The organism is uncultured Shewanella sp. (genome assembly GCF_947491715.1).
GTDB lineage: Bacteria > Pseudomonadota > Gammaproteobacteria > Enterobacterales > Shewanellaceae > Shewanella.
This window is the reverse complement of sequence record NZ_CANLKR010000013.1, coordinates 54,960-80,220: the sequence shown is the minus strand read 5'-3', so window position 1 is coordinate 80,220 and position 25,261 is coordinate 54,960. Positions and strand designations below refer to the sequence as shown.

17 protein-coding genes, 1 pseudogene and 2 CRISPR repeat arrays are annotated in these 25,261 nt (G+C 41.0%); of the genes and pseudogenes, 12 read left to right on the top strand and 6 right to left on the bottom strand.

Annotated elements, in window-relative coordinates:
• Positions 1-764 precede the first annotated feature (764 nt).
• The 10 genes and pseudogenes from Q0779_RS11040 to Q0779_RS10995 all read left to right on the top strand — a co-directional run.
• Positions 765-899, top strand: a pseudogene (locus tag Q0779_RS11040) (subtype I-F CRISPR-associated endonuclease Cas1); the annotation flags it as partial.
• The gene (gene cas3f, locus Q0779_RS11035; RefSeq protein ID WP_298772574.1) at positions 895-4,038 is read left to right on the top strand and encodes a type I-F CRISPR-associated helicase Cas3f; all 3,144 of its coding nucleotides are present in this window, start codon (positions 895-897) and stop codon (positions 4,036-4,038) included. The pseudogene Q0779_RS11040 and the gene cas3f, both read left to right, overlap by 5 nt.
• Positions 4,028-5,536, top strand: a complete 1,509-nt coding sequence (gene csy1, locus Q0779_RS11030; RefSeq protein ID WP_298772572.1) for a type I-F CRISPR-associated protein Csy1 — start codon at positions 4,028-4,030, stop codon at positions 5,534-5,536. Before cas3f ends, csy1 begins: the two co-directional genes overlap by 11 nt.
• Entirely contained in the window at positions 5,533-6,567 is a 1,035-nt protein-coding gene (gene csy2, locus Q0779_RS11025) for a type I-F CRISPR-associated protein Csy2 (protein WP_298772570.1), read from the top strand. The genes csy1 and csy2 overlap by 4 nt, the downstream gene beginning before the upstream one ends.
• A gap of 9 nt (positions 6,568-6,576) precedes the next feature.
• Positions 6,577-7,602 (top strand): type I-F CRISPR-associated protein Csy3, encoded by a 1,026-nt coding sequence (gene csy3, locus Q0779_RS11020; protein WP_298772569.1) that lies wholly within the window; start codon positions 6,577-6,579, stop codon positions 7,600-7,602.
• Positions 7,603-7,612: 10 nt separating this feature from the next.
• A complete protein-coding gene (cas6f, locus tag Q0779_RS11015) occupies positions 7,613-8,293 on the top strand; it encodes a type I-F CRISPR-associated endoribonuclease Cas6/Csy4 (RefSeq protein WP_298772567.1) in 681 nt (226 codons plus the stop codon).
• A 336-nt stretch (positions 8,294-8,629) separates the two neighbouring features.
• A CRISPR array of direct repeats spans positions 8,630-9,557; the repeat unit is 28 nt; unit sequence GTTCACTGCCGCACAGGCAGCTTAGAAA.
• Positions 9,558-9,717: 160 nt separating this feature from the next.
• Positions 9,718-10,886: direct repeats of the CRISPR family, unit length 28 nt; unit sequence GTTCACTGCCGCACAGGCAGCTTAGAAA.
• A gap of 131 nt (positions 10,887-11,017) precedes the next feature.
• Positions 11,018-11,140: a hypothetical protein gene (locus Q0779_RS11010; RefSeq protein WP_298772565.1), complete on the top strand. Its 123-nt coding sequence runs from the start codon at positions 11,018-11,020 to the stop codon at positions 11,138-11,140.
• Positions 11,141-11,648: 508 nt separating this feature from the next.
• On the top strand, positions 11,649-12,062 hold the full coding sequence (locus Q0779_RS11005; protein ID WP_298772563.1) for a nucleotidyltransferase substrate binding protein: 414 nt from the start codon (positions 11,649-11,651) through the stop codon (positions 12,060-12,062).
• Positions 12,059-12,391 carry a nucleotidyltransferase family protein gene (locus Q0779_RS11000; protein ID WP_298772561.1) on the top strand — a complete coding sequence of 111 codons (333 nt, stop codon included), beginning with the start codon at positions 12,059-12,061 and terminating at the stop codon, positions 12,389-12,391. Before Q0779_RS11005 ends, Q0779_RS11000 begins: the two co-directional genes overlap by 4 nt.
• Positions 12,392-13,167: 776 nt before the next feature.
• Positions 13,168-15,348 carry an MFS transporter gene (locus Q0779_RS10995; protein WP_298772559.1) on the top strand — a complete coding sequence of 727 codons (2,181 nt, stop codon included), beginning with the start codon at positions 13,168-13,170 and terminating at the stop codon, positions 15,346-15,348.
• Positions 15,349-15,599: 251 nt separating this feature from the next.
• Here the strand turns inward: Q0779_RS10995 and Q0779_RS10990 are convergent, their stop codons facing one another.
• The 6 genes from Q0779_RS10990 to Q0779_RS10965 all read right to left on the bottom strand — a co-directional run bounded on the left by Q0779_RS10990 (position 15,600) and on the right by Q0779_RS10965 (position 21,433).
• Positions 15,600-16,091: a nuclear transport factor 2 family protein gene (locus Q0779_RS10990; RefSeq protein WP_298772557.1), complete on the bottom strand. Its 492-nt coding sequence runs from the start codon at positions 16,089-16,091 to the stop codon at positions 15,600-15,602.
• Between the two features lie 70 nt (positions 16,092-16,161).
• Positions 16,162-17,052, bottom strand: a complete 891-nt coding sequence (locus Q0779_RS10985; protein ID WP_298772555.1) for a CopD family protein — start codon at positions 17,050-17,052, stop codon at positions 16,162-16,164.
• An 8-nt stretch (positions 17,053-17,060) separates the two neighbouring features.
• Entirely contained in the window at positions 17,061-17,447 is a 387-nt protein-coding gene (locus Q0779_RS10980) for a copper resistance CopC family protein (RefSeq protein WP_298772554.1), read from the bottom strand.
• A 63-nt stretch (positions 17,448-17,510) separates the two neighbouring features.
• A complete protein-coding gene (locus Q0779_RS10975) occupies positions 17,511-18,005 on the bottom strand; it encodes a DUF411 domain-containing protein (protein WP_298772553.1) in 495 nt (164 codons plus the stop codon).
• 95 nt (positions 18,006-18,100) lie between these two features.
• Complete coding sequence (locus tag Q0779_RS10970) at positions 18,101-18,523, bottom strand: hypothetical protein (protein ID WP_298772551.1); 423 nt, start codon at positions 18,521-18,523, stop codon at positions 18,101-18,103.
• Between the two features lie 432 nt (positions 18,524-18,955).
• Complete coding sequence (locus Q0779_RS10965; RefSeq protein WP_298772549.1) at positions 18,956-21,433, bottom strand: alkaline phosphatase family protein; 2,478 nt, start codon at positions 21,431-21,433, stop codon at positions 18,956-18,958.
• Positions 21,434-22,126: 693 nt separating this feature from the next.
• On the opposite strand from Q0779_RS10965, the gene Q0779_RS10960 reads away from it, so the two are divergent.
• Together Q0779_RS10960 and Q0779_RS10955 are read left to right on the top strand one after the other, a co-directional pair.
• On the top strand, positions 22,127-23,140 hold the full coding sequence (locus tag Q0779_RS10960; protein ID WP_298772547.1) for a Gfo/Idh/MocA family oxidoreductase: 1,014 nt from the start codon (positions 22,127-22,129) through the stop codon (positions 23,138-23,140).
• Between the two features lie 379 nt (positions 23,141-23,519).
• Positions 23,520-25,247 carry a hypothetical protein gene (locus Q0779_RS10955; protein WP_298772545.1) on the top strand — a complete coding sequence of 576 codons (1,728 nt, stop codon included), beginning with the start codon at positions 23,520-23,522 and terminating at the stop codon, positions 25,245-25,247.
• Positions 25,248-25,261 lie beyond the last annotated feature (14 nt).

Here is a 25,261-nt window from a genome sequence, read left to right as displayed (position 1 = left end):
TGCCTTGAAGTCGAAGGTATACAGTTACATTTATACCCGTGATACTTGAAGATGCATGTTTTCAGAGCCTGTAAAAGTGCCTAATTCAAGGCGTGTTATTGCAAGAATGCTTATGCCTTTTAAGGTGATACAACGCAGAAGTAGGTGCTTTTACAGACTCCCAACGGGCTGGTTTAAAAGTCTTTTATACTGCGTTATTGAATATCAGCTTAGAATGACTAGGCACGCTATTCAAAGCCTTGCCTAAAAGGCTTTTAATTCCAGCTGAATCCTGCATCTTCAAGTATCATGGGTATACACGGGGTGTTAAAAGCTAACATCAAGATCTAAAGGTTGTGGGGGCTTTGAATTAACAGTTTTTATATAGCTACCTACATTCTTTGTGCTTAACGCAAGTAAAGATAGAGTTACCAGCACCTATCGTTTGGCAGCTTGGGTTTATCATGCTGTCGACAATTCTTAGATCATTCATTACATGCGACTCTTATTAACCGCTGCGGCATTGGGTTCACCTTTTTTGATCGTCCTCAAAAAAACATCTTATTCAAATGCTTATTGATTGCATTCTCAAATTAAAGCTGTGTATAGTCAGTTGTTAAATAATTCATGAATATATTAACAAAAATGCATTAACGTTTATGGTTTTATATTGATCTAGCTTTACCTAAGCGCAGGTCACTAAGCGGATTGGGATGAGCAAGAAAGAAAACGCCACAAGCGAAAGCGGTAAAGACGTAAAGGAGCTGTCACACAGGGAGCACAAGATGGATGATTTTTCACCTACAGATTTAAAGGCAATATTACATTCTAAGCGTGCGAATATGTATTACCTCGAATATTGCCGAGTGATGCAAAAAGATGGCCGTGTGCTGTGGTATATAGGGGAGTGTAACAGTGAATAGCACCGAAAAAGATTTAGTTATCAAAGAGCAGTTCTCGTTAAATACAGACGTGATAGCCAATCTTGCGGCAATTGCAGGCTTTTTTCATGATGTAGGCAAGGCAAACAGACTTTTTCAAATTAAGTTAGGTGTAATACAGGATGAAGAGGCAAAGGCGTTAAATTCAAGTGTGAATTCAGATAAAAAAAACCATGAGCCCCTGCGGCATGAGTGGGTGTCCTTAAGGATATTCCAAGCATTTGTTGGTTTACAAAGCGATCAACAATGGTTGCAAGCGTTAGTCTCTATCGATATTGATACAGCAAAAAAACTAGAGCAAGCGCTACCCGCTTTTCAAGACTCATTGAAAAAAAACGTTGCTAATCCATTTGAAACGTTACCACCAGTAGCCAAAATGGTGGCTTGGTTAATCGTTTCTCATCATCGATTACCCCAGTTTCCCAAGTTTCTAGATAATCAGCCGTCAATTGAGAGTGTTGAGCAATGGCAACATATTTTTGAACCTTGTTGGAACTCACCACAAGCGTTAGGTAAAGACTGGTCTCAAGAGCAAATTGCTGCCAATTGGCAATTTCCGTTGGGCACGCCTTTAAATAGTTCAGATTGGCAAAAAGCTGTTTCTGATGGGGCTAAACGGTCATTACAATGTCAAAGGTTGTTTTCCAATGAATGGCACAATAATTTATTCACTCAGCATTTAGCACGCCTTTCACTTATGTTGGCCGATCACGGTGAATCGTCACGTAAAGATATTACTAATAAAGACTCGGATCGAAACTATCTTGCATTTGCAAATACAGATAAGGATGAAGATGGTAAGCGCTATTTAAAGCAAAAGCTTGATGAGCATAATATTAATGTTGGTAAACGGGCATATAATATTGCTTGTGAGTTAGCTGGATTTAAGCTGAAACTCAATACGCTGGGTAAGGTTAAAGCCCTCGAAACACCAGTACCTAAACAGCCAAGACACATTTATGATGAATTTTCTTGGCAAGATAAAGCGGTAAAATTGGCAACGTCTCTCAAAGAAACAGTAGAAGATTATGGCTTTTTTGGTATTTCAATGGCTTCTACGGGAAAAGGAAAAACCCGTGCCAATGCCAAAATAATGTATGCGTTATCTGAGCCAGAGGAATGTCGCTTTAATGTTGCGTTAGGGCTCAGAACTTTATCGATTCAAACCGCAAAGGCATTAAGAAAGGATTTGTTTGCCGAAGATTTAAAAAGCCAGCAGCAAGCGCTTAAGCAAGTAGCATTACTTGTTGGTTCACAAGCTGTTAGGGATTTACAGCAAATTGATTTATCGCAAGATGATAGTACTGAGGTCAAAAAAGGTAGTGAATCAGCAGAATCTTTGCTTAAAGATGAAGTCGATTTATTAAGTGAAATTGATCTCGATAACTTAGCCTCATTCTCCTGGTTAAAACATGATCCTAAGATTTTAAAGTTATTACATGCACCTATTTTAGTGAGCACGATAGATTATCTGATCCCTGCAACAGAGGGGATCCGTGGTGGTAGGCAGATTGCGCCTATGCTTAGGTTATTAACATCAGATTTAGTGCTCGATGAACCAGATGATTTTGGCTCGCCAGATTTTCATGCGCTATGTCGCCTTGTTAATTGGGCGGGGATGTTGGGTAGCAAGGTGCTTATTTCCACAGCAACGATTATGCCCTGTGAAGCTGAAGCCTTGTTTGAAGCTTATCAGCAGGGCAGGCTCGAATATACTAAAGCGAATGGTGATAAAAATACTCAAGGTAAGGTTTGCTGTGCTTGGTTTGATGAGTGTAATAAACCTAGGGGTAAACTCATCGAAACCGTCAATACATTTGCAAGTGAGCATCAGTCGTTTGTTTTTGAGCGGGATAAGGCATTGGTCAAAAATGACTTACGTTTGAGGCAAGCTAAGTTGGTTGATATAGATCCAGTAGGGGTAGGCTACTTTAGTCAGGCAATGGCTACACGTATTCATCAGTCGGTTCAAGAGTTGCATTTAGCGCACGCAATTACATTGGCAGATAAAAAAGTATCAATTGGCTTGGTTCGCATGGCTAACATTAATCCTTTAGTACAAGTTGCCAAGTATTTATTTGCAACAGCTGCACCAGCCAATACACGTATTCATTATTGTGTTTACCACGGTCAATATCCGTTATTACAACGTACAGCAATCGAGCAGATGTTAGACAAAGCGTTAAAACGACATGATGTTAAGCAATGGTCACAGGATTCAGGGTTAGCTGAACGTGTTGAGAAAAGGGCAGAGTTAAACCATATATTCATTGTGCTTGCGACTTCTGTAGCAGAGGTCGGGCGCGATCACGATTATGATTGGGCGGTGGTTGAGCCAAGTTCAATGCGCTCGATAATACAATTGGCTGGCAGGGTACAACGCCATCGAAAACAAACGCCGACAACCTATAATATTCATGTGCTATCGCAAAATTATAAAGGGCTAAAAAAAGGCCCGTTATGCTTTGAAAAACCAGGCTTTGAAACAAAGATAGTGCAATGCGCCTCAACAAACCTAACGCAATTGAATGTTGACAATGATCTTAAATCAATTAGTGCTTCACCTCGTATTTTGTATAACAAAATTAAACCTAATTTAAGCCCAGAAGGGAAGTTTAATTGCTTTTCTGAGGTAGAGCATTTCACCCAAAAGATAACTTTATATGGTATGAAGCCTGTTGCTTTGAGCTATGCCGCCCGCTGGTGGCAACATGATGTTAGTTGGTGTGGTGAAATGCAGCGTTTACAACCCTTTAGGAGATCACATCTCAGTAAAGATTTTTCGATAACGTTTTCTGAAAGAACACAGCGATATTTATGGCAAGAAAAAGTAGAGGGTATATACCCTACAGAATATAAACCAACTAAAGATATTGAGATCCCTAACGAGCCGTTTGCTATGGCTTATGGTAATAATCTATGGCATCAATTTGATTTAGATAAACAAGTCAAGGTATTAGCTGAAAAGTTAGGAAAGAGTGAACAACAAACATTAGCTGTTTATACCCATGTTTCATTACAAGAGTACGATAAAGAAACTATTGAGCAGTGGATTTACCAAGCCGAATTTGGAATTTATAAGTTATTAACTAAGGATGAGTGCAACAATGATAAGTAAGCATACCTCTAAGGCGCTTGCTAAAGGCATAGAAGTCTATTTAGCAATGCGCAGAGATAAAAAGCATGAGGAATATTTAAAGTCTAAACCGCAGAAAAAAAAGGGTGTGGTTAGTAAAGGCATTAATATTCGCTTATTGAGTATTGTCAAACGCCTGACCGATAAAAATGAAGCTGTTAAATTAGTTGAAAAAGCCAAGAAAACTAAAGAGCAAAACGCACTTGCGTTTCAGCTGCATAAATATCACCACTTATTAGCCTTGCTCGATTCGGACGCCGTTGATTTAGAGTTGAGTGAATTAAAGGCTGAGTATTTACAGTTCGTTAGTGAATTAGAGATGCTACATAAGCCTGCTAATTGGCTCGATGAATGGGCTATAAAAGCCAAAGACATTAGTTTTGCAACCCATGTAGCCAAATTAACGCATTCGAGTTCAAAAGGGTCGAGTATTTTAGAGAGCTCGTTAAGCTCTAATAAACGTTATTTAACAACCAATTTATTACATGCTCCCGAAATAGATACAGCTTCTTCAAATGCCGCGTCACTACCAGTGGCTGATGTTTTAAAAATTGAGCATGACGGTTTATCTGTTTTAGATTGTTTAAAAGAGGAAGATGTTTCATTGTTTGAGTCATTTACTGACGATGAAAATCAAATTGCTAAATGGGTGCAAGGGCTAAAGCAGGCATACGACAGCGATGTAAAACAAAGTTACTTTTTAGCTAAGCAAGTGTTTTTTCCGATCAGTGACCAAGACTACCATTTACTCTTACCACTCACTTCTTCTTCACTGGCGCAGGCGTTACATAACGAACACAAGCGGTTCTTTGAAGATGAGCAAGTTAAAGCCAGAGAGCAGCGAAAAAACAACAAGTTTAGTGCGACCTTAGTGGTGAACTATCCAAATAAAGCAAAGCTCAATATTACAGGATCTAATCATTCTAATGCTTCATCATTGAATGGCAAACGCGGTGGCAAGATCACCTTATTTTCTTCGCAGCCACCAAGTTGGCAATCAAAAGGAAAAAGCTATCGCGAATTAGACAGCAAAGCACTTTATAAAGCGCTCAGTTTTTTAGCTAAGAATGAAGTAAGAGATTTAAATAATTATTTAAAGTTACTAAAGAACAAAGCGCTAAGTGATAGTCAGCCCATACGCGCCGCAGCAATCACCAGAAAAGTGCAGGCGATCAGTCATGCCTTTTTTGACGAAGTGATGTTGGCAAATACTGTTGAACAAACAAATTGGACAAAAGCAAGTCAATTGACTTTGCCCTATCAGCTTTTGTTTGAACCTTATCGTGATGATGAACAAGCTACAGCTGAAAAACTCGCTGGTAAATGGCAAGCAGTGATCAGTAAAGATTTTGCCCGTTGGTTAAATAAGCAGTTGGATAAGAAGCAACTTAAGCTTGGTACAATTCATGAGGAGTTATGGGCAAAGCTTTTTTCGCATGAGTTATGTCGCTTTATTGCAATACAGGAGGTTTCTGGATGAGCCAATATTTAGTGCTTAGCCATATCGATATACAAAATGCAAACTCTATAGCGGGGTTCACTTGGGGTTTTCCCGCTATTACTCAGTTTTTGGGCTTTACCCATGCCTTAAGCCGCAAAATATCAGTTAACTATGAAGGTACTTTTAATACAGAGTTTAATGCTTGCATGCTTGTTGCAAATAAAGTGAGCAATAAAGTTTATCAACCTAAACCTTATGCAGATTTTGAATTTTTGCAGAGTAAAAATCCGCCTGTGCTCGCCAAACACAAAGCCGCCTCGCCGCCCATTATTGAAGAAGGTAAGTTAAACGCCACAGTAAGCCTAGTACTTGAGCTAAGTCATTCTCTATTATTAACTACAGATCAAGTTACTGAGTTTGAAAGTAAAGTAAAAGCCATGTGTTGCAACATGCGAATTGCAGGCGGCAGTGTGCTGTCCATCGGCAAAGTCAAATTGTTTTTAGCCAATACAAAACAAGATGAAAGTAAGCAACTATCGCATATTAAACGCTTATGCATGCCAGGCTTTGTATTAAAAGATAGAAGCGGTTACCTAGAAAAGCATACCGAAGTGTTAGCTGTTGAAAACAACGAGTCTGCACCTTTGGCTGCTTGGTTAGATTTTTCAGCTTTAAAAGTTGCCGCGACTCCAGAGTTAGCAAAAGAGAAAACGCTACCTAACGACCAAACCGACGCTAAATGGCAGTATCTTAAAAAACCATTTGATGGTTATTTAGTGCCGATAATGGCAGGTTACAAAGCGATTGCACAACCACTTAACAAAGAGGAAGTGCTTGGTTTGCGTGTTAAGCCAGATCCTGAAGATCAAGATGTAAAGGCGGTGACTTTTGTCGAAGCTGTCCATAGCGTTGCGGAATGGATAAGCATGCATAAAGTCGCACAACTTTCTGATTATCTTTGGCGTTATCACCATGACGGTGAGTGGTATTTATGTCAACAAGAAACTAAGACCAGTAATGACAATAACCAAGCTTTAACGAATACAGATTTATTGAATAATTTATTTTAAGGAAGAATGATGAGCACAATTAAATTACCTAGCGTTTTAGCATTTGATCGCAAATTAGAACCTTCAGATGGCGTCATGTTTTCAGGGAGCTGGCAAGATATTGGTCATGATAAAAACTGGCAACCTATCGAGCTATTTGAAAGAAGAAACCGAGCAGTAAAGAGTAACTTCACACAGGAAGTATTAGAGAATGAAGAAGCGCTGCAAAAACAGATAGCAGAGGCAAATTTATCATGGGGCGATGATGGTTCCTTAAAGCATGGTCAAGATACCTTGCGTTTGAGTTTTAGTTTACGCGTGGTTGCAGGTATACAAAATCCAACAGCTTGTAATAATGTTGAATTTGAAAGTCGTTTCAATGAAGTGATAGCGGGTTATGTTCAAGATGATTTGCAAGAGCTGGCGACGCGATATGCTTATAATATCGCCAATGGACGCTTTTTATGGCGAAACCGTGTAGGTGCTCAACAGCTAAAGATCTTTGTCGCTTCAAGTGAGCTGGATGACAAATTAGAATTTAATGCATATGACTTTTATCTGTCAAAAACGACGACAGATGATAAATATGTCGCTCAATTAGCGAAGTTGATTTTGGCTGGCTTTAAAGGTGAAAAAAATACGGTGTTACAAGTCGAAGCGTTTGCACAATTGGGTGATGCGCAAAGGGTTTGGCCTTCTCAAGAAATGGTGCTTAATGCGGCAAAAGGTGAAAAAAGCCGTCATCTTTTTTCATTAAATGGTGTGCAGGGCAAAGATAGAGTTGCTGCAATGCACTGTGAAAAAATAGGTAATGCATTGCGTACAATAGATGATTGGTATTCGAACGTTGAACAAACGAATAAACCGATAGCAATAGAAGCTTATGGATCAGTAACGCAGCGCGGTGTTGCATATCGTTCAACCCGTAATGATTTTAAAACACTGTTATTGAAATGGTTAAGTAGTGAAACATCTTCGCAGTTAACGGCACAAGATAAACATTTTGTGGTGGCAATGCTGATCCGTGGTGGCGTATTTGGTGAAGGTGAAAGTTAAGGGTGCTTAAATGAACTACTACTTAGAACTAAGGCTTTTACCTGATGAGGGAGCCAATTTAGGTTTCCTCTGGTCGAAAGTGTTTCAACAAATTCACCTTGCGCTGGTGGAACATGGCGTTGATGGTGAGGTGACAGACGAACAAGGTAAGGTTAACACTGTGCGCCAATCTAAGGTCGCCATGTCGATTCCAGAGTATGGCTTTAGTGGTGGTAGCAAACAGTCATTCCCATTAGGGGATAAAATTCGCTTGTTTGCCCACACGCAAGAAGCTTTGGAACAGCTGAATATCGCCCAGTGGTTAAGTCGTTTAGAAGACTATGTACAAGTCAAAACCATCAAGGCCGTGCCTGCGGATGCTGAGCATGTTCGTTTTGTTCGTGAGCATTACATCAGAAGTCAAGCAGACATTGCGGCGAAAACCCTTGAAATGGCGACGTTTAAAGCGAAGGAGACGGGTGAACCTGTTGATAATTGGCTGAATACATTCACTCAGCAAGCACCTAAGCCCAGCGATAAGTTGCCTTTTATTCACACGAGAAGCCTTTCAAGTAGTGACAAAATGGATGAAAAAAGATTTCGTCTTTATATCGAAATGGAAAAGTCTTCAATGCCCAAACAAGGTCGCTACACTTGTTATGGTTTAAGCTTTGCGCAAGCAGATAAACAAGCCACCGTACCTTGGTTTTAGCCTTTGGTTTTAGCCTTTGGTTTTAGCCTTTGGTTTTAGCCTTTGGTTTTAGCCTTTGGTTTTAGTCCTTGGTTCTAGCCTTTAATTTTAGCGCTGGACTGTAAAAGCTTGTGAATAGCCTCAATGCTCAATGTTCGCTGAAGGCTAAGTAAGAGATGAAGCAGGATCGATATTATCGTATGGATCCTGACTTTACCCTTGTTTAACCTTATTTTTTCGCTCTTTAATAATTTAATTTAAAAACAACAAGTTACAACATTGTGTTTTTGACAAGGGTAAAAAGGGTTTTTTACCTTAAGTACTTGTTGTCACTTTTTTTTGTGTTAACATTTCATTGTTCACTGCCGCACAGGCAGCTTAGAAATTTTATGTATCTTATACTCATCCTTATTATGCGTTCACTGCCGCACAGGCAGCTTAGAAAAATCGCCGCCCAGATGTTTGCACACCGTTTTTGTTCACTGCCGCACAGGCAGCTTAGAAAAGTCGCTATTAATCGTGTGCCTCAATTATTTCGTTCACTGCCGCACAGGCAGCTTAGAAATTAATGCCAGCTCCTGTGTTCCCATCTCTTCCGTTCACTGCCGCACAGGCAGCTTAGAAATTAGCACTTCATTCTGATAGTATTGCCATTTTGTTCACTGCCGCACAGGCAGCTTAGAAATACTTTATAACCGCCTTTCGTTGGAGACTCCCGTTCACTGCCGCACAGGCAGCTTAGAAACCAATAAGGATTCAACCAAACCAAAAAAGTACGTTCACTGCCGCACAGGCAGCTTAGAAAGTCATTAATGAACCACTCAATCACGCCCACAAGTTTACTGCCGCACAGGCAGCTTAGAAAATTCAGGCAGGGAATCAATTAACTGGTCAGGTGTTCACTGCCGCACAGGCAGCTTAGAAAGATAAAGGAGAGGTGCCTGTTGTTGCTTCCACGTTCACTGCCGCACAGGCAGCTTAGAAATTAGTTGCATTAGCATTGCTACTCGCTGATTGGTTCACTGCCGCACAGGCAGCTTAGAAATACTCGTTACGTTCGCAGTTCTCGTCATTGCGGTTCACTGCCGCACAGGCAGCTTAGAAAAATAATATTTAAAAATGCGTTATTGAGTTATTGTTCACTGCCGCACAGGCAGCTTAGAAAACGTCCAAAAGAAGTCTAAAAACACTAGCGCAGTTCACTGCCGCACAGGCAGCTTAGAAAAAATGGCATTAGTGAGCTAAATGAACAAGGCCGTTCACTGCCGCACAGGCAGCTATTTGCTTTTAATTTAGGTGTAAATGCGTCTGTATGCCTTCGAAAATAGGGATATTTTCGTAGAGCGCCCATGGATGGGTTCACAGCGTGCTACAGACGAATTTGCACAAAAGCCCGCAGCAAGCGAACCTCACTGTAAGTTCATATTATAATGAACTTATGACTGTACCACTGCCGCACAGGCAGCTTAGAAATGTTTACTATTGTAATGTTTGGGGGCCTGCGGGTTCACTGCCGCACAGGCAGCTTAGAAATTAGAGAATACAAGGATAGCTAATAAGTCATTGTTCACTGCCGCACAGGCAGCTTAGAAAGTTCGGCCTTCCTTTTAATTCTTTGACGATCAGTTCACTGCCGCACAGGCAGCTTAGAAAGGTCGAAATATGCTGGGCGCTTTAAACGACCAGTTCACTGCCGCACAGGCAGCTTAGAAAACACGTCGAGAAAAAGAAGCGGCTTATTTAGCGTTCACTGCCGCACAGGCAGCTTAGAAATCTTAAAATGGCTCTGTGGAACTGTAAAACACGTTCACTGCCGCACAGGCAGCTTAGAAAGTTCCCCTGCTGCTGCCAGATAAAATCAGCAAGTTCACTGCCGCACAGGCAGCTTAGAAATAAGTTTGGTACCACGCCCGGTGAAGAAGAGCGTTCACTGCCGCACAGGCAGCTTAGAAATTCGATACTAATACCACACCTTATATGCTACCGTTCACTGCCGCACAGGCAGCTTAGAAATGTATCAAGTGGCGAGCATGGGAAGTGTATCGGTTCACTGCCGCACAGGCAGCTTAGAAAGCTAACAATGAATTTAAGATTTTCATATCAATGTTCACTGCCGCACAGGCAGCTTAGAAAAGTTTGAAGGATATCGAGTTGCCTCGACTATCCGTTCACTGCCGCACAGGCAGCTTAGAAATCACACTGTAATGTTGTATTTTCCCATTATCCGTTCACTGCCGCACAGGCAGCTTAGAAATTTTAGCACATGAGGTTCGCCGTTATCATCGTGTTCACTGCCCCACAGGCAGCTTAGAAACTTTATCGCAACAATATCGTGATCTTGGGCTAGTTCACTGCCGCACAGGCAGCTTAGAAAACAAGTACTAACAGATTTTAATACCCATATCGGTTCACTGCCGCACAGGCAGCTTAGAAAATAAGAGAAGCGACTTTCACTTTATAAATATAGTTCACTGCCGCACAGGCAGCTTAGAAAGTTATCGTCGTTTGTAGGCTCTTCGACTTGCTGTTCACTGCCGCACAGGCAGCTTAGAAAAAGTGGGGCGGCAATTGGCAATGTCGTATTCAGTTCACTGCCGCACAGGCAGCTTAGAAATAGAACAGTGAAACAGCTGGTTGCTTTCATGGTTTTGTTTTTTATTTCAGATCCCCATTGGAGTAACTTTAACGTTTCGATAAAAAATATTGTGATTGAGACAGGATGTTGAAAATAGCCTTAGGTGAGTCATGGACGACGAATATGAGGCGATAGATATTTTTGTTCATCGAAAATTGAAGTGCTTTACTCCGTTGGGGCTGCAAGGTGTTCCAAGAGGGGATTGCTGTGGATCCCCTTTTGGCCGAGTGTGAGTAGGTACTCACGATCTTATCACTGCCCCACAGGCAGCTTAGAAAAGGTAAACACCCTTGTGAAAAGCCGTTGAAATGTTCACTGCCGCACAGGCTGTTTCTTTATTCCCATTGAAGTTACCGAAATAGCGCGTTGAAAATATCGTGAGTGTAAACATGGATGTTTACCTAGTTTTCGCGGGGCAGGACGCCCCATCGGAAACGTTAGAATATTTTTGAGGTGGTCTGAGGATAATAACTTCGTAGGGTGTCATGGTGGATGCAAGGAGGATAGGACGAGCAGTCCTTCTTGCCCCAGTGTGGATGGGAATCCACGATCTTACCACTGCCCCACAGGCAGCTTAGAAAATTAACGCTGGTCAAGCATTGGGATCCATTCGATAATGTAGGCATTACATTATGCTCGCTGAATACAGCGGCATAGGATGAAAGGTCTAGGCAGAAGTTGAAAGGTCTACACTGTTAAGACCGATGATTTTAAGCTGGTTATGACGATAAAAGGTTGAGTATGTCAGATTATTACGAAGTGCGATGGGCGCAGCGGTTTCAGAACTTTGAGCGAGCATTTTTATTATTACAGCAAACCGTGAATATGCCGAGTTTATCTGTGATTGAACGCGCGGGCATGATCCAGTTTTTTGAGATGAGTTTTGAGCTTGCTTGGAAAGTCCTTAAAGATTATCAAGAACTTGAAGGTTTCATCATTAAAAGTCCAAGGGATGCCATTAAACAGGCGTTTCAATATGAGCTGATTGAAGAGGGTGGGCTTTGGCTTGAAGCGTTAAAAGATCGAAATTTAACGGTGCATACCTATCAAGAGCAGACTGCAAAAGAAGTCGAGGAGAAGATTAAGCAATTGTATTACCCACTATTACGGGATTTACACGCAAGCTTTAGCAGCAAATTGGTCGGTCTAAAATGAGTTTATTCAATGCAGCGCAATTGGGGCTGAAGGAAAATGAACTTAACATGCTACTGCATGAGATAGAGCGGTTTCCTGTTTTTACACAAGTGGTGTTATTTGGTTCTCGCGCTAAGGGAACCTATAAACCCGGTTCAGATATTGATTTGGCTGTGATGGGGGACAAGGTCTCAAGCCGCGATGTGAGTGCGTTCAATTATGCGTTGAACGAAGAGACATGTTTACCTTATTATTTTGATATTGTGCACATTACTCAGGTAAGTCCTGCTCCGCTTTGTCGTCATATCAAAGAGCACGGAATTGTATTAGCGAGCCGATTTCAGAACTAAAGCGGCAAGTTAGATAAGCGCGCTGCCACAGCCGCCAGCGCTATCATTTGTTAAGCGGCTTTGTTTCTGTGTTCGTCATCCTTGTTTGAACTTTGTTTATGTTAATATCCCATTGATCACTGCCGCACAGGCAGTTTAGAAAGGCTCTTTGTCTTTAACCTCCCGTGTGAATATAAAAATAACCATCGGAAACAAGGATGTTTCCGTTGAGCCTATAGGGATATATTTACGGCGAGTTATTTTTGTATTTGCACACAAGCCTGCGGCAAGGCGAAGGTCATAACAATGATCGTTATGAGCGACAAATAGGGTGAATATGGTCACACCATGAGTCAATGAACGGGAAACAGGGATGTTGAGCTGGCTTTTATATGCGGATATATTTTATTTGGCTGGCCGTTGTATAGGGATATACTTTATTCTTTCAAATGAGTTCTAATGCGACATTGAACTCAGCCTTCTCACACTGCTCCACAGGCAGCTTAGAAATCCTATTTCATTCTTCATTCATCTTCTTAGCCCATGTTCCAGTCAAAGTTTGACTCTTAGGACAGGCATATCTTTTAGTTATTCTTTCTTTTCCCTTATTCAAAGTAGAAGTGCACCACCTATACTTTTTTAAAAGTCACTTGTTTTAATGTCAATGAAAGATCACTTATTGCTTGGATTAGTATAAAATCGGCACTGTGTGCTGTTTACCACTAAAGTATAGTTAAATGCGCTTTCGCTAATATTAATGTGGTAAATACAATGAAGAATAACAATGAGAATGACCTGTGAAATCCACCCTTAAACCGCTTTTGCTGCTGTTCATCAGCGGCTTTTTATTAATGCTCGGCTATGGACTGAGTAATATTTTATTGCCTGTACGCATGCAAAGTGATGGTATTAGCCTTGATAATATGGGGTTGGTATTATCCATGCTCTATGTGGGTTTTGTATTGGGGGCTTATTATAGCCGTAGCTTATTACAAAGTGTGGGGCATATTCGAATTTTTGCCATGGGTGGCAGTTTAACCTCGGTGGCGATTTTACTGTCAGGCCTTTACCCGGATCCGATTATATTGGCACTGATGAGAGTGTTAACGGGATTTTGCATAGCTTGTATCAATGCCACGTTGGATAGTTGGCTCAGTGACAGTGCAACTGAAAAAAATAGAGGCCGAATACTGTCGATTAATCAAATGATGGTCATGACGGCGCTTTTTGCGGGACAATTTCTGTTAAATGTCGCACCCATTGAAGATATTACTCTTTTTGTGATCTGTGGCATTTTATTCAGTTTGTCCATTACGCCAATTGTGATCAGTAGACTGAAAGGTCCTGTTGTTGAAGACAGCCAGTCGATGTCTTTAATGACAGTGCTTAAGTTGTCTCCTTTGGGCGTAGTGTGTAGCTTTTATAGTGGCTTCTTGTATGCCGGGCTTATCAATATGTTGCCTATTTTTGCCAGTCAAAATGGCATTACGGGGATCGATTTATCCATTTTTATGGGAGCGGCCATTTTTGGCGCCATTATTTTACAGTTTCCTATTGCTTATTTAGCGGATAATTTTGATCGCCGAAAAGTCATGTTACTCATGGTAGCAACACTCATAGGGCTGTGTTTCACGGTATCGTTATTACTGTCTAATGAATTGTTTACGTTATCTTTGGTTGTGATTGCATTGATCACAGGCTTAGTGGCCTGCTTTTATCCCATGAGCATGGCTGAAACCTTTGAGACGGTCGTCAAAGAGCAAATTTTGTCGGCGATGAGTTCAGTGTTATTCATTTATGCCCTAGGCAGTATTGTGGGGCCTTATCTTGCCTCTGTCACCATGGAGATCTTTGGTAGCCGTGCCTTGTTCAGCTTTGTGAGTATTGTTGCCATCAGCTTGTTATTTTTTATAATCGTATTAATGAAGTTACGTCAAGCTTTGCCCCTTGATTCCCAAGAAAGCTTTATTATGCAAACACCCAGTGGCGTGGTATCTGAGCTCGATCCGCGGACAGAGTATGCGCAGGCACAATTTGAATCGACTGCTGAAGTTGAAGTGGCGATTAATTTGGCCACCAAAAACCCTTCTGCTGCGGTGAATATGGTTAAAGCTCTGGTATTAAGGGATCCCGCCAATGCGTCAAATTTAGCCGCGGCGTTAAGTACTATCGATGCGATTGATATCAGTAAATTATATGCAGCTATTACCGCTGCCGCACCGGAAATGAGCCTGCATATTGCCCAAGCATTAACCAATGCGTCACCTGAGCAAGCGGATCAATTGGTTGATTGGATCACCACTGAGTATCCGGATCAATTTACCAATATTGTGGTCGCGATTGCCAATGCCATGCCTAATGACGGTATTGAATTAATGGCCTTAGCAGCTGAAAATATGGGAGAAGAATATGCCAGCGAGCTATTGGAAATGACAGAAGAATACGTGACTCAGCTGTCTGACTCTTTAGATGATATGAGACCGGTCGATAGGGTTGCTGCTGCGCCAGAAAATACCGCAACCGAGCTTTATAACCGTTTAACGGATGTGTCTCCTGAGCAGTCGGAAGAGCTGGCCTTTACGGTATCAGAATCCCTTCCCGAAGCGTCAAATGATGTGGCAGAAGCGTATGTTCAGAACCTCATTGAAAGTGAAAGCGACAATGAAAGTGACAATGACAATCAAAATAACAATGAGCAAACGTTCTCAGCGGATGCGTTAGATAATATTGAACATGCAGCCACTAGCTATGTTAATCATATGGTTGAGAATGTGCCTGAGCATGCGGTGGACATTGCGAGTACCTTCGTGGAGTCTTTTCCTGAAGTGGCATCGGACATGCTTGAAATATTGCAAGACTCAGATGACATTGAAGACAGTGAGCTGAGTGCCGATATTGATGATAAGCCTTTAGAGGATGTGGTCGAACAGCAATTACAAGATGCGGTACAGACGCAATCCGAGCAAATGGAATCGTAGCCTTAAGCACTTATGCTTCTATTATGACTACATTTTTCAAGTGAAGTCATTCAGGTTATGTGTTGTTCGTAGCGATAATATCGAATTAAATAAATCACATATTGAATTTTGGTAACAAAAACCAAGGGCATAGCCTAAGACAATGGGAGCAACTGAGCACTGAAGCAGTGATAATGAAATAAATTCAATAAAGGCCAGTAAGCATAACTTACTGGCCACCCTAATTTTATTAATCAATTATCGTATATTGTTTATGACCAATGGATATGAATGATTTTCCAAGTGTTATCACTTTGACGTTTTAACACTAAGGTTTCCAAATTCCTAGAGTCTACTTTTTCCCCCTTGTACTCCCCTACAGAATGACTCAAAGAAGTCGCGATGGCGATATCTCCAGTAACCTTCACTTGCCTTTCTTTGAGCTTAACCGTCAAGCCTGCTAAATAAGCCATATCAGCTTTCATATGACCGCTGACATAAAGGGCTAATGAAGACTCAACATTGCCCCCCTCATAAATCAACACATCCTCAGCGAGTACTTGTTTTACTACCGCTTCATCACTGGTTTTCAATGCTCGGTGAAATTGCTTAACCACTTGAGCTGCGGGTAAGTCATTACCAATAAATGCAGCGGCACTCTTTTCATGTTGCTCATCACCGTGAGCCCAAACAAGCGAACTAATACTTGTACATGCAGCAAGCAATAACCCTACCCCTAAACTGATAATGGTTCTATTTTTCATTATTATTCCTTTTGTTGTATGTCTAAATAACCCGACTCTCGGTTGAATATTGTTCACATTAAAAATAACACTATTGCAAGCTAACGGGTCCAAGGACACTCGATAACGTACTTGTGGTCATTAAAATAAGTAACACGACGCCAATTTCAATGCCTATGGAGCGCTGTAACTTAGCGCAGACCGAGGCATCTTGACTCAACTGAGGTGATAAACGCCACTTATGACTCGCTGCAATCAATAACAACGTCAACACTAAACTGAGTTTAATACTCATCGCGATACCATATGGATTAGTAACAAACGCCATAAGGTGGTCAAATAACAACCATGTCAAACACATACCAGAAAACAACACGAGTACCACTATACCCACTCCAAGTTGTCCAAACCTGTGCATGACGTTCATTAATAATGCCACCTCACTCTTATCACACATACGCCACAGTGGATAAAGCGCTCCCACCCAACAGGCAATAGCAAACAAATGAAGAACAATCAAAGCCTGAGCCCAAAATACCAGCTCAGTACTGTGTCCGATAACACTAAAACTGAACGCCAACAGACTCCCGCTGACTCCTAACAGTCCATAAGCCAAATATCGATGTGCTTTCATCTGGTTGATACACAATAAGCTGGCTATCAAAGTTAAAATAAAACCGGTAGCACGCCAATAAGCAGCGTCACCCACGGGGCTATCCCAGAGAAAACCTTGCATCTGTGAGTCAAACATACCGAAAAAACCTTGCTCAGCAAACGATCCCACTAATGCCAAGTAATTAAGGCTCACCGCCATCAGTCCCAAAACAGCTCCAAATCCAATATAGACTCGAATAAACCGAGCTTCAACTTGATGGGCGCTTATCAGACATAAGATCAAGCTGCCTCCAATGACCATAGCCACACTCAAATACATCAACACTTTAAATACAATGGCGAGGATTTCGAACTCATTTAACATCATCAATCTAATCACATATTGTGATGAGTATGGGCGTCAGCTGACAGTGTACTGCCGTGAAGCATGAACTGATATTGCCCCTTCATTTTGTGGCCATCTTTTCCCATAATCATCCATGTCACCTGATAACGTCCCGGGACTAAAGCAGGTAAAGAAACAGAAAAGTCAGACTGACGTTTAGCATAACGGGGTAAAGTTAATGCGATATCCTTATTCCCATTATTCAAACGTAACTTGATTAACTGTACGGGAGCCGAAAAATTAAGCTGCAATTGACTGGGCGATGCCTTAAGCATGGCCCCCTTAGCAGGTGTGGAAGCAACTAAGCCCACATGGGCCAATACTGAAGTACTAAATAAATAGACAATAGCGAATAAAACAACATTAATGGATTTCATATATGTGACCTTCTACAACTAATTAATCAAAATAAAATTCGAACATCAATCAAATAAGACTCATCATTCAAGAGATGTTGTTAGGCTATTGACCCTGCCATATATTTCAGTGCTGCCATCTTGCATTAACAACAAGATGTCATAGGGGCGAAACATGTTTTGGTATTCCATTCCAGGACTACCCACTGGCATAGCGGGAACACTTAAGCCTAACGCCCCTTGTGGTGGCTCAGCTAAAAATGCTTTGACAAACTTAGCCGGAATATGGCCTTCAAACACATACCCATCGGCAGAAACCCCTGTATGGCAAGACTGATAAGCATATCCAATTCCCTTGGATTGTTTGAGTGCATCTAATTCATTGCTATTATGGGTTTGGATAGTGAAACCTCGTGCGTGCATATAAGTAATCCACTTTTTACAACAACCACAATTTGGGCTTTTATAAACATCCAGTGTTAAGGCATCACGCTTAGGGGGGATTTCAGCATATGCCTGAGACATGGTAGACAAAACACACACAACAAAAAAATAACGAAATAAATGAGTAAACAACATAGTACAACCTCCAAGTCAGGTTTAGCGACATGAGTTAATTACACTCGGTAGCAAAACCACTCGAATAAAAAATAAATAATTAAAAAATCAATTTATCAACTGAGTGTTGTTATCGGGGGCCGATATAAAGAAGCTAAATATTGGATCTTAACGTGTAAGGATAAAATGGAGGAGGGTTGAACACCTTGAGGCAGTGAAATAAGTATAGGGACCGCCATATTAAGGGCAATAGACACACAAGAGCCTTGTTCACAATAACATTGAACATGACAACACTCATCATGCTCATTGATATTAGGTATATCAACTGAAGATAAATGCTTTACAAACAATAGACTTGAAGGTGAATGTGCAGAAGTGGTCAATTCATGCATCTTCATGGAAGTACCTATAACAGACTCATTTACTGGCATGCATGATGTTATTTGCACAGTACAAGGTAAAATCGCAGCCGCAAATGTCTGACTCACAAAAGTGAGTAACATTAATGTGACTATGATTGACTGCCGTAGGTACAAATCAAGCTTTCCTATTGTTATATATAACAACTTACTATACAAGTTACTCTCTTCGTGAAACCTGAAGATGCATATTTTCATGAAGTTTGAGTACATTACCACTTACTATTAAAGTGAGATAAAGTGGATTGGCAATAATAAGACTTTAACCCATGCAGATCAAATCCTATAAAACTATTTACATTAAGTTAACGATAAAGCCGTCTAATATCTTCAATGGCAACACTATCTTGCATCTTCACATTGCTAACATAATCTGAACTCGGAACAATGAGTGTCAAGAATCAACTAATTTAAAATCAACATCTTAATGCGATTGTTTGTTTTTGGTCGATATCAAGGCGGGGGCTTTCTGCTAATAGCCGGCTATTAGTAGAAAGCCCAACACAGATAGGGGCTAAATCTTAAATACTTAAGGCTAGCTATTTTGCTTTAAGGCATGTTTTTTTTCGTTGGCGGGCCTAAATACTCCAAAGGTGTATTGTTTAGATATTGATCTGTGATTTGCAGCTCAGGCACAGAGCGGTAAGGCGATACCATGTTATACATGACCATGATGTCATTGATGGGCCGTCCATAAATTTGGTTATTTTTATTTTTACCAGGAAGTGGATAGTTTTCAATGGGAATATTTAATATAGCGGCAATGGTTGGTGTAATGTCACGTTGGCGAATAATGCTGCGTTGCCTCATAGGTTGATTTAATTGTGCTAGTCTTTGCGGAGTGATTTTATTCCCCCAAAACATCAATTGAATGGCGCTGTCATACCATTGAGGTGTGCCATGCATTGCAGCGTCTTTTTCGCCTTGATAGAAATAAGTATGGGATGTCGGGACGATTGTGATATCGCCGGAACGTCCAGTGGTAATGGAAAATTGACTGCCATCATTTGCCGAGACAAGTGCGCCATTGACCTTGTTTCTGTCTGTGGTGAGAATGGCTTTTCTCAGTAAGGCATCTTTTTTGTAATCAAGATCATTTAATGGCGTGCGGCGTAAAACGAATGATGAAAAGTAACTGTCAACTTGTTGAGGTTGCTGTTTTTTAGCTTGTAAAGTGAGTTTAGTCACGAGGTCATCAATAAAGGTTTCATAGCCTATCAAGGTTTGTGGGTAGCCACCATTAGGTAAGAGTGACACAATTTGTTGACGGTTTAGAAAAAGCCCAGGATTGGTGATTTCGGCAATATAATTTCCGGTTTGATTGAGTAATTGACCGATGATTTGATTAATGGTGTCGAATAAAAAATCTTGCTTGGGGTTATGGCTTTGCTGACACGTTCCAAGTCCCGCATTTTTATGAATGCATAATCGATTTGCTTGTTGATTGAGTTTTGCGACCGCTTTAAGATTGAGTGTATCGTCAGCTTGTGTGTAAAATTGAGCTAATTGCTTAAAACGTTTTTTGTGTTGATAATTGACTCCTGCGCCGTTTTTTAGCAATTCAGGAATGGAGTCCATACCATGATCGGCACTTAGAACAACGAGGGTATTATCTTTGCCGACTTTCTCATCAATAAAATCGAGGAACTCTCCAAAGCGACGATTAATAAAACCAAGAGTTTGTTCATGTTCAATGCTGTCTGGGCCATACATATGACCGACCATATCCAGTGCACTAATATTGATGATTAATAAGTCTGGAGCCGCATCTTGGCCTAATTCTTCTTGTGTGATGAGTGCCTTGGCAAGCTCAAAGTTACGTCCTTCTGAAAAAGGAGAAAAATAGGCTTGTTGGGTGAGCATTTGTACAGACTGATCCGAAAAGTGATGCGGATAGTTTGCATTTTGACGGATTGCTTGTCCTTGCGCGTTGATAGCGACGGGTGGCTCTATCCAAGTGGTATTTCGTGCATCTTGTTGAAACTCAGCATTCTTATACTGATTAACGTTATCGGGAAGGATCCAGTCAAAGCCTAAATCCTTGGGTGATCTGACGAGCATAGGCTCATTAGGATCTTGTGCTATCTTTTTATAATAATCGATTAAGTTGTTTTCTTGATTAAATGTCTTTAACCAAGTTGGTAGTCCCTTAGGGTAAAAGTAATTACTGCTGGTGTATTGTCCGTTTAAGACATTCACGGATAAGAATCGACCGCTACGTCCCATCATAGTGACGCCGGGTTCATCCCAGCTGCCAATACCAAATACTTTTACTTTTTCTTTGTTTTTACAGTAATTATTACCGGCATGGCTTTTGTTGTAGGTTTTATATATCGCATCACCTAAGGTTATAGGGGCTTGAGAGAGAGCTGCTGCTCCTCCGTTTAAATATGAAAAGTAATAGTTTTTATCGACAATTTGACCTTGTTCATCTACAACCTTTGTAGGAAAACTGCAAGGTTGTGCTTTAATCACTTGGCCTTGACGGTTGAGCGTATTTTCTTGGGTAAAGGGGCATACCATGGTATAGCTTGATTGGCAGCCCATGTATGTGTTGACGATATCGTTGGTTTTTTCAGGCACACCAAAAGTCATGTAACGATTATCGGCACATTCATATTGCTTTGCTTGTTGTTTAGTGCTGTTGGTATCGTAGCGGGTATAATTAATACTGGGAAAGCCATGACTCCATGGGTTTCCACCAGTGTTAATCGTATGATGGCCCTGAGGTGTCAAGGTTGAGCTGTGTTCAATCAACGCAAAATCGGCGACAAAACCTTGTTTTTTAAATTTGGCGTAGGCTGAGTTGGGGTCTTTTTCTGCTAATCCATATCCAGTATAGCCGGATTGATTGTTGACGTTTTCTATATTGTCTTTTGCTGCTAAAGGATAGTCAAATCGCCCCTGATCTAATGTTACCAATACTATCAATTTAGGCTTTTTTTCAGCCTCAGGCGAATCATTACAGCCATAGGTTAGACTCAGCAATAACAGTATCAATATTCGTTTGTAAATATGAGATGGCATCAGGGTTACCTTGTATTTAACATGATGAGTATTATTGAGTCATTCATTGTGAGATCAGAGGGCAGGCTGTATGACTCATTGCTTGGTTTGATGCCTTACCACTGATGTTTATCTTAAGCATCGATAAATATTAATTAAAGTTAATTATGTATCAATAAAGAGGGCTTTATTTTTGTTAAAAAAAGCCGATTTAATAATCATTTTTCAGTGTGGCAACATAAATTAACTTAAATTAATGTTTGTTGTTACTTTTAGTTTCAATGATGCTATACCCGTGATACTTGAAGATGCAGGATTCAGCTGGAATTAAAAGCCTTTTAGGCAAGGCTTTGAACAGCGTGCCTAGTCATTCTAAGCTGGTGTTCAGTAACGCAGTATAAAAGGCTTTTAAACCAGCCCTTTGGGAGTCTGTAAAATCACCTACTTCTGCGTTGTATCACCTTAAAAGGCAATAAGCATTCTTGCAATAATACGCCTTGAATTAGGCACTTTTACAGGCTCTGAAAACATGCATCTTCAAGTGTCACGGGTATATACAGCGACACATATAAAAAAGCATGCGATGGATACTCGAGTCAGTCTTTTACCTTTATTTCTACATCAACTTCGTTACTTATGTGTGTTCAATACGTTATTGAATTTCGTTATGATATTGAACATGGATCGGGCTCGATTGACTAAAGGGAAAATACAATGGAATGCATAGGTGATGTGACTGAAAAGCGGATAACAAAGAACGCAACGGTATTGATAAGGGTAGGGGTTATCGGTCTTGGCACTATGGGGATGTTTATGCTTGATGGGGCCTTGGCCCATGCCGATTTTACCGTAGTGAGTGTTTTTGAACCGTCTTTGATGAAAATTAAAGGAGAACAATATGCATCTATAAGCTGTGAAACATCAGCTGAAGCCCTTATGACACGTGATGATGTGGATCTGGTGTATATTGCGAGTCCACCTAATACTCATATTCAATATTGCCGTTTGGCACTTAAAGCGGGTAAAAGCATTTTGTGTGAAAAACCTTTAGCGGTAGATAGGCATGAAGCGGCCGCTTTTGTCGAGGAATGGGAGCATCAGTCTTTGGAGAAGCCCATAAAGGCGGCGGTGAACTTATCCTTAGCGAGCAGTCCTGAGCTGAAAAAAATGCAAGGGATTATCGATAGTGAGGAATTAGGGGGCTTGTCACATGTGGACATTAAATTGCAATACAGTATGTGGCCAAGGCATTGGCAGCAAGGTGCTGCGACTTGGCTCAGTCAGTCTGCTCAAGGAGGATTTGTTCGCGAAGTGTTGACTCATTTTGTGTTTATGCAGCATCGATTATTAGGTGGAATGCAGCTTAAGCATAGTCATGTGAGTTATCCTGGCGGTGATGAAAGCCGCGCGGAAATTGCTGTGATGGCGGAATATGATTGTCAGGGGATAGCGGTGAGACTGGTTGGCACTGTGGGTGGCAATGCGCCGGACGTCAATGAATGGATTTTATACGGTGAGCAGGGCTCATTGCGGTTTAAGGATTTCTCTATGCTTGAATTAGGGTCACAATCTGGATGGAAATCGATTGAGTTTTTACGGATACACGGATCGGTTAGGTCACAACTGAATGGGCTAAGCTTGATGATGCAAGGGAAACCTCACCCACTAGCGAGTTTTAAAGAAGCCCTTGCTGTGCAAGATGTTATCGAGCAAACATTATACCCGTGATACTTCAAGATGCATGTTTTCAGAGTGCGTAAAAGTGCCTAATTCAAGGCGTGTTATTGCCGAAATGCTTATTGCCTTTTAAGATGATACAACATAGAAGTAGGTGCTTTTACACACTCCCAAAGGGCAGGTTTAAAAGCCATTTATACTGTGTTATTAAACAACGACTTAGAATGACTAGGCTCGATGTTCAATGCCTTGTCTAAATGGCTTTTAATTCCAGCTGAATCCTTCAGCTTGAGGTATCACGGGTATAGAAGGTAAATAATCCGTCTTTTAGTGTAATACAACCCTTTTTTGTGCCGCATTTCGGTGCGTTATAGCGTAAGATTAATTTTATTATACTTTTTAATAACTAATAAAAAACATGGAGTTTTACATGAAAAAAATCTTGATTGTTGGGGCCATTGTCGCCGTTGGGGCACTGGGATATTGGCTGAGTCAAGACAAAGGCAATGATGCGCAATTCCAGCAGAGCTCTGCGCTGACTTATATTCCTCGCGAAACACCACTGTTTTCTGCTCAGTTGACTCCTTTTCCGATTAAAACTTACGTTAACTCATTGTCAGATGCAGATAAGAATGCGACGGCAGAATTATTTGAAGGTTTATCTGTTAGTGATGATCCAAGGGGAAAGTTTTTTAATGCGTTATTTAATGAATATGTGGCGAGTCTTACTTCAGGTGACACTTTTATTCAAACTTGGGGACTGGCTGAAGCCATTCATGGGTATTTTTATACTTGGGGAGCGATCCCTGTATTAAAAATCGATATTGCGGATGAAGCGGCTTTTTGGCATCAACTTGATAAAGCAGAAAGCCAAAGTGGCATGACGCATGATAAAAAGCAATTACAACAGATCCATTATCGCGTCTATGGCTTAGGTGATGAGGATACTCAGCTGGATATGCTTGTTGCGGTGAATCATAACCGATTAATCATCACGTTTAATACTGCTTTAAATGATGATGATTTACTCACTTCAGCGTTTGAGTTAACACCAGTGACTGACTCGCTAGCGGGGTCGGACTTGTTAGAGAAAATTATCGACAAGTACCAGTTTTCACAATCCAGTATTAGCTTTATTAACCACGAGGCATTAGTCAAAGGGATCACGACCTTTGATGGCAATCGATTGGCGAAACAGCTTGCCCGTTATGCTGAAATAGAAGGGGAAGATGGATTTGCAGAACTTAAAGCAGAGCAATGCAGTCAAGAACTTCAAGGGGTCGCTGCCAATTGGCCTCGCACTGTCATGGGCCTAAATAGCTATTCGGTGACAGAAGAATCAAGTATGTTTGATTTGTCGACCATAGTTGAAAGTAATAATGCCGAGATCTTGACTGCGCTCGGTGCGATGAGAGGCTTTATTCCTCATTATGTCAATCATCTCAATGGTGCAGTAGCGGCAGTGGGGCTTGGACTGGATACGTCAGAAATATCGACGTCATTAGCTGATATTTGGGACAATTTACTGACTCCTGAATATCAATGTGAGCCCTTAAATCAATTTCAGGTGCAATTGTCTCAAAGCGATCCAGCCATGCTCGGTATGATGACTTCAATGGCGAAAGGTGTGATGGGGGCCAGTGTGTCTTTACTCGATTATCAACTGGGAGAGGGGGATGAAGGCGCTGAACTTAAACAGCTTGATGCGATAGCCAGTATCAGTAGTGACGATCCTGCTCTATTGGTGAATATGGCTAAAATGTTTTTGCCAACACTTGCACAAGTGAGCATTCCTAGTGATGGCAGTGCCGTTAATATTACTCAGGTATTAGGCTTACCGACTGAGTGGCCCTTAGCATTAAAAATGGCGATTAAGGGCAAGCATTTAGTGATTTATAATGGTGATAAAGGGCAAGCCGCAGCAGCTTTGCTAGCAAAGGAAGCTGTGGTTAAAAATGATTTGGCTATGGTGTCATTTGATTCCAGTCGAATGTTAGCACCATTGCAAGCTTATGCAAAAATGTCAGGAACCCATGATATGGTGGATCTTTCCCAGATTGAGCCACAGAATATGGATGTTAAGTTGGCATTGGATGTGGATGAGAGAGGTATTTTATTGCATTCGTTTGTGCAGTCTTATAAAAATGATAAGCAGTAGTTTTTAGAAGTGTT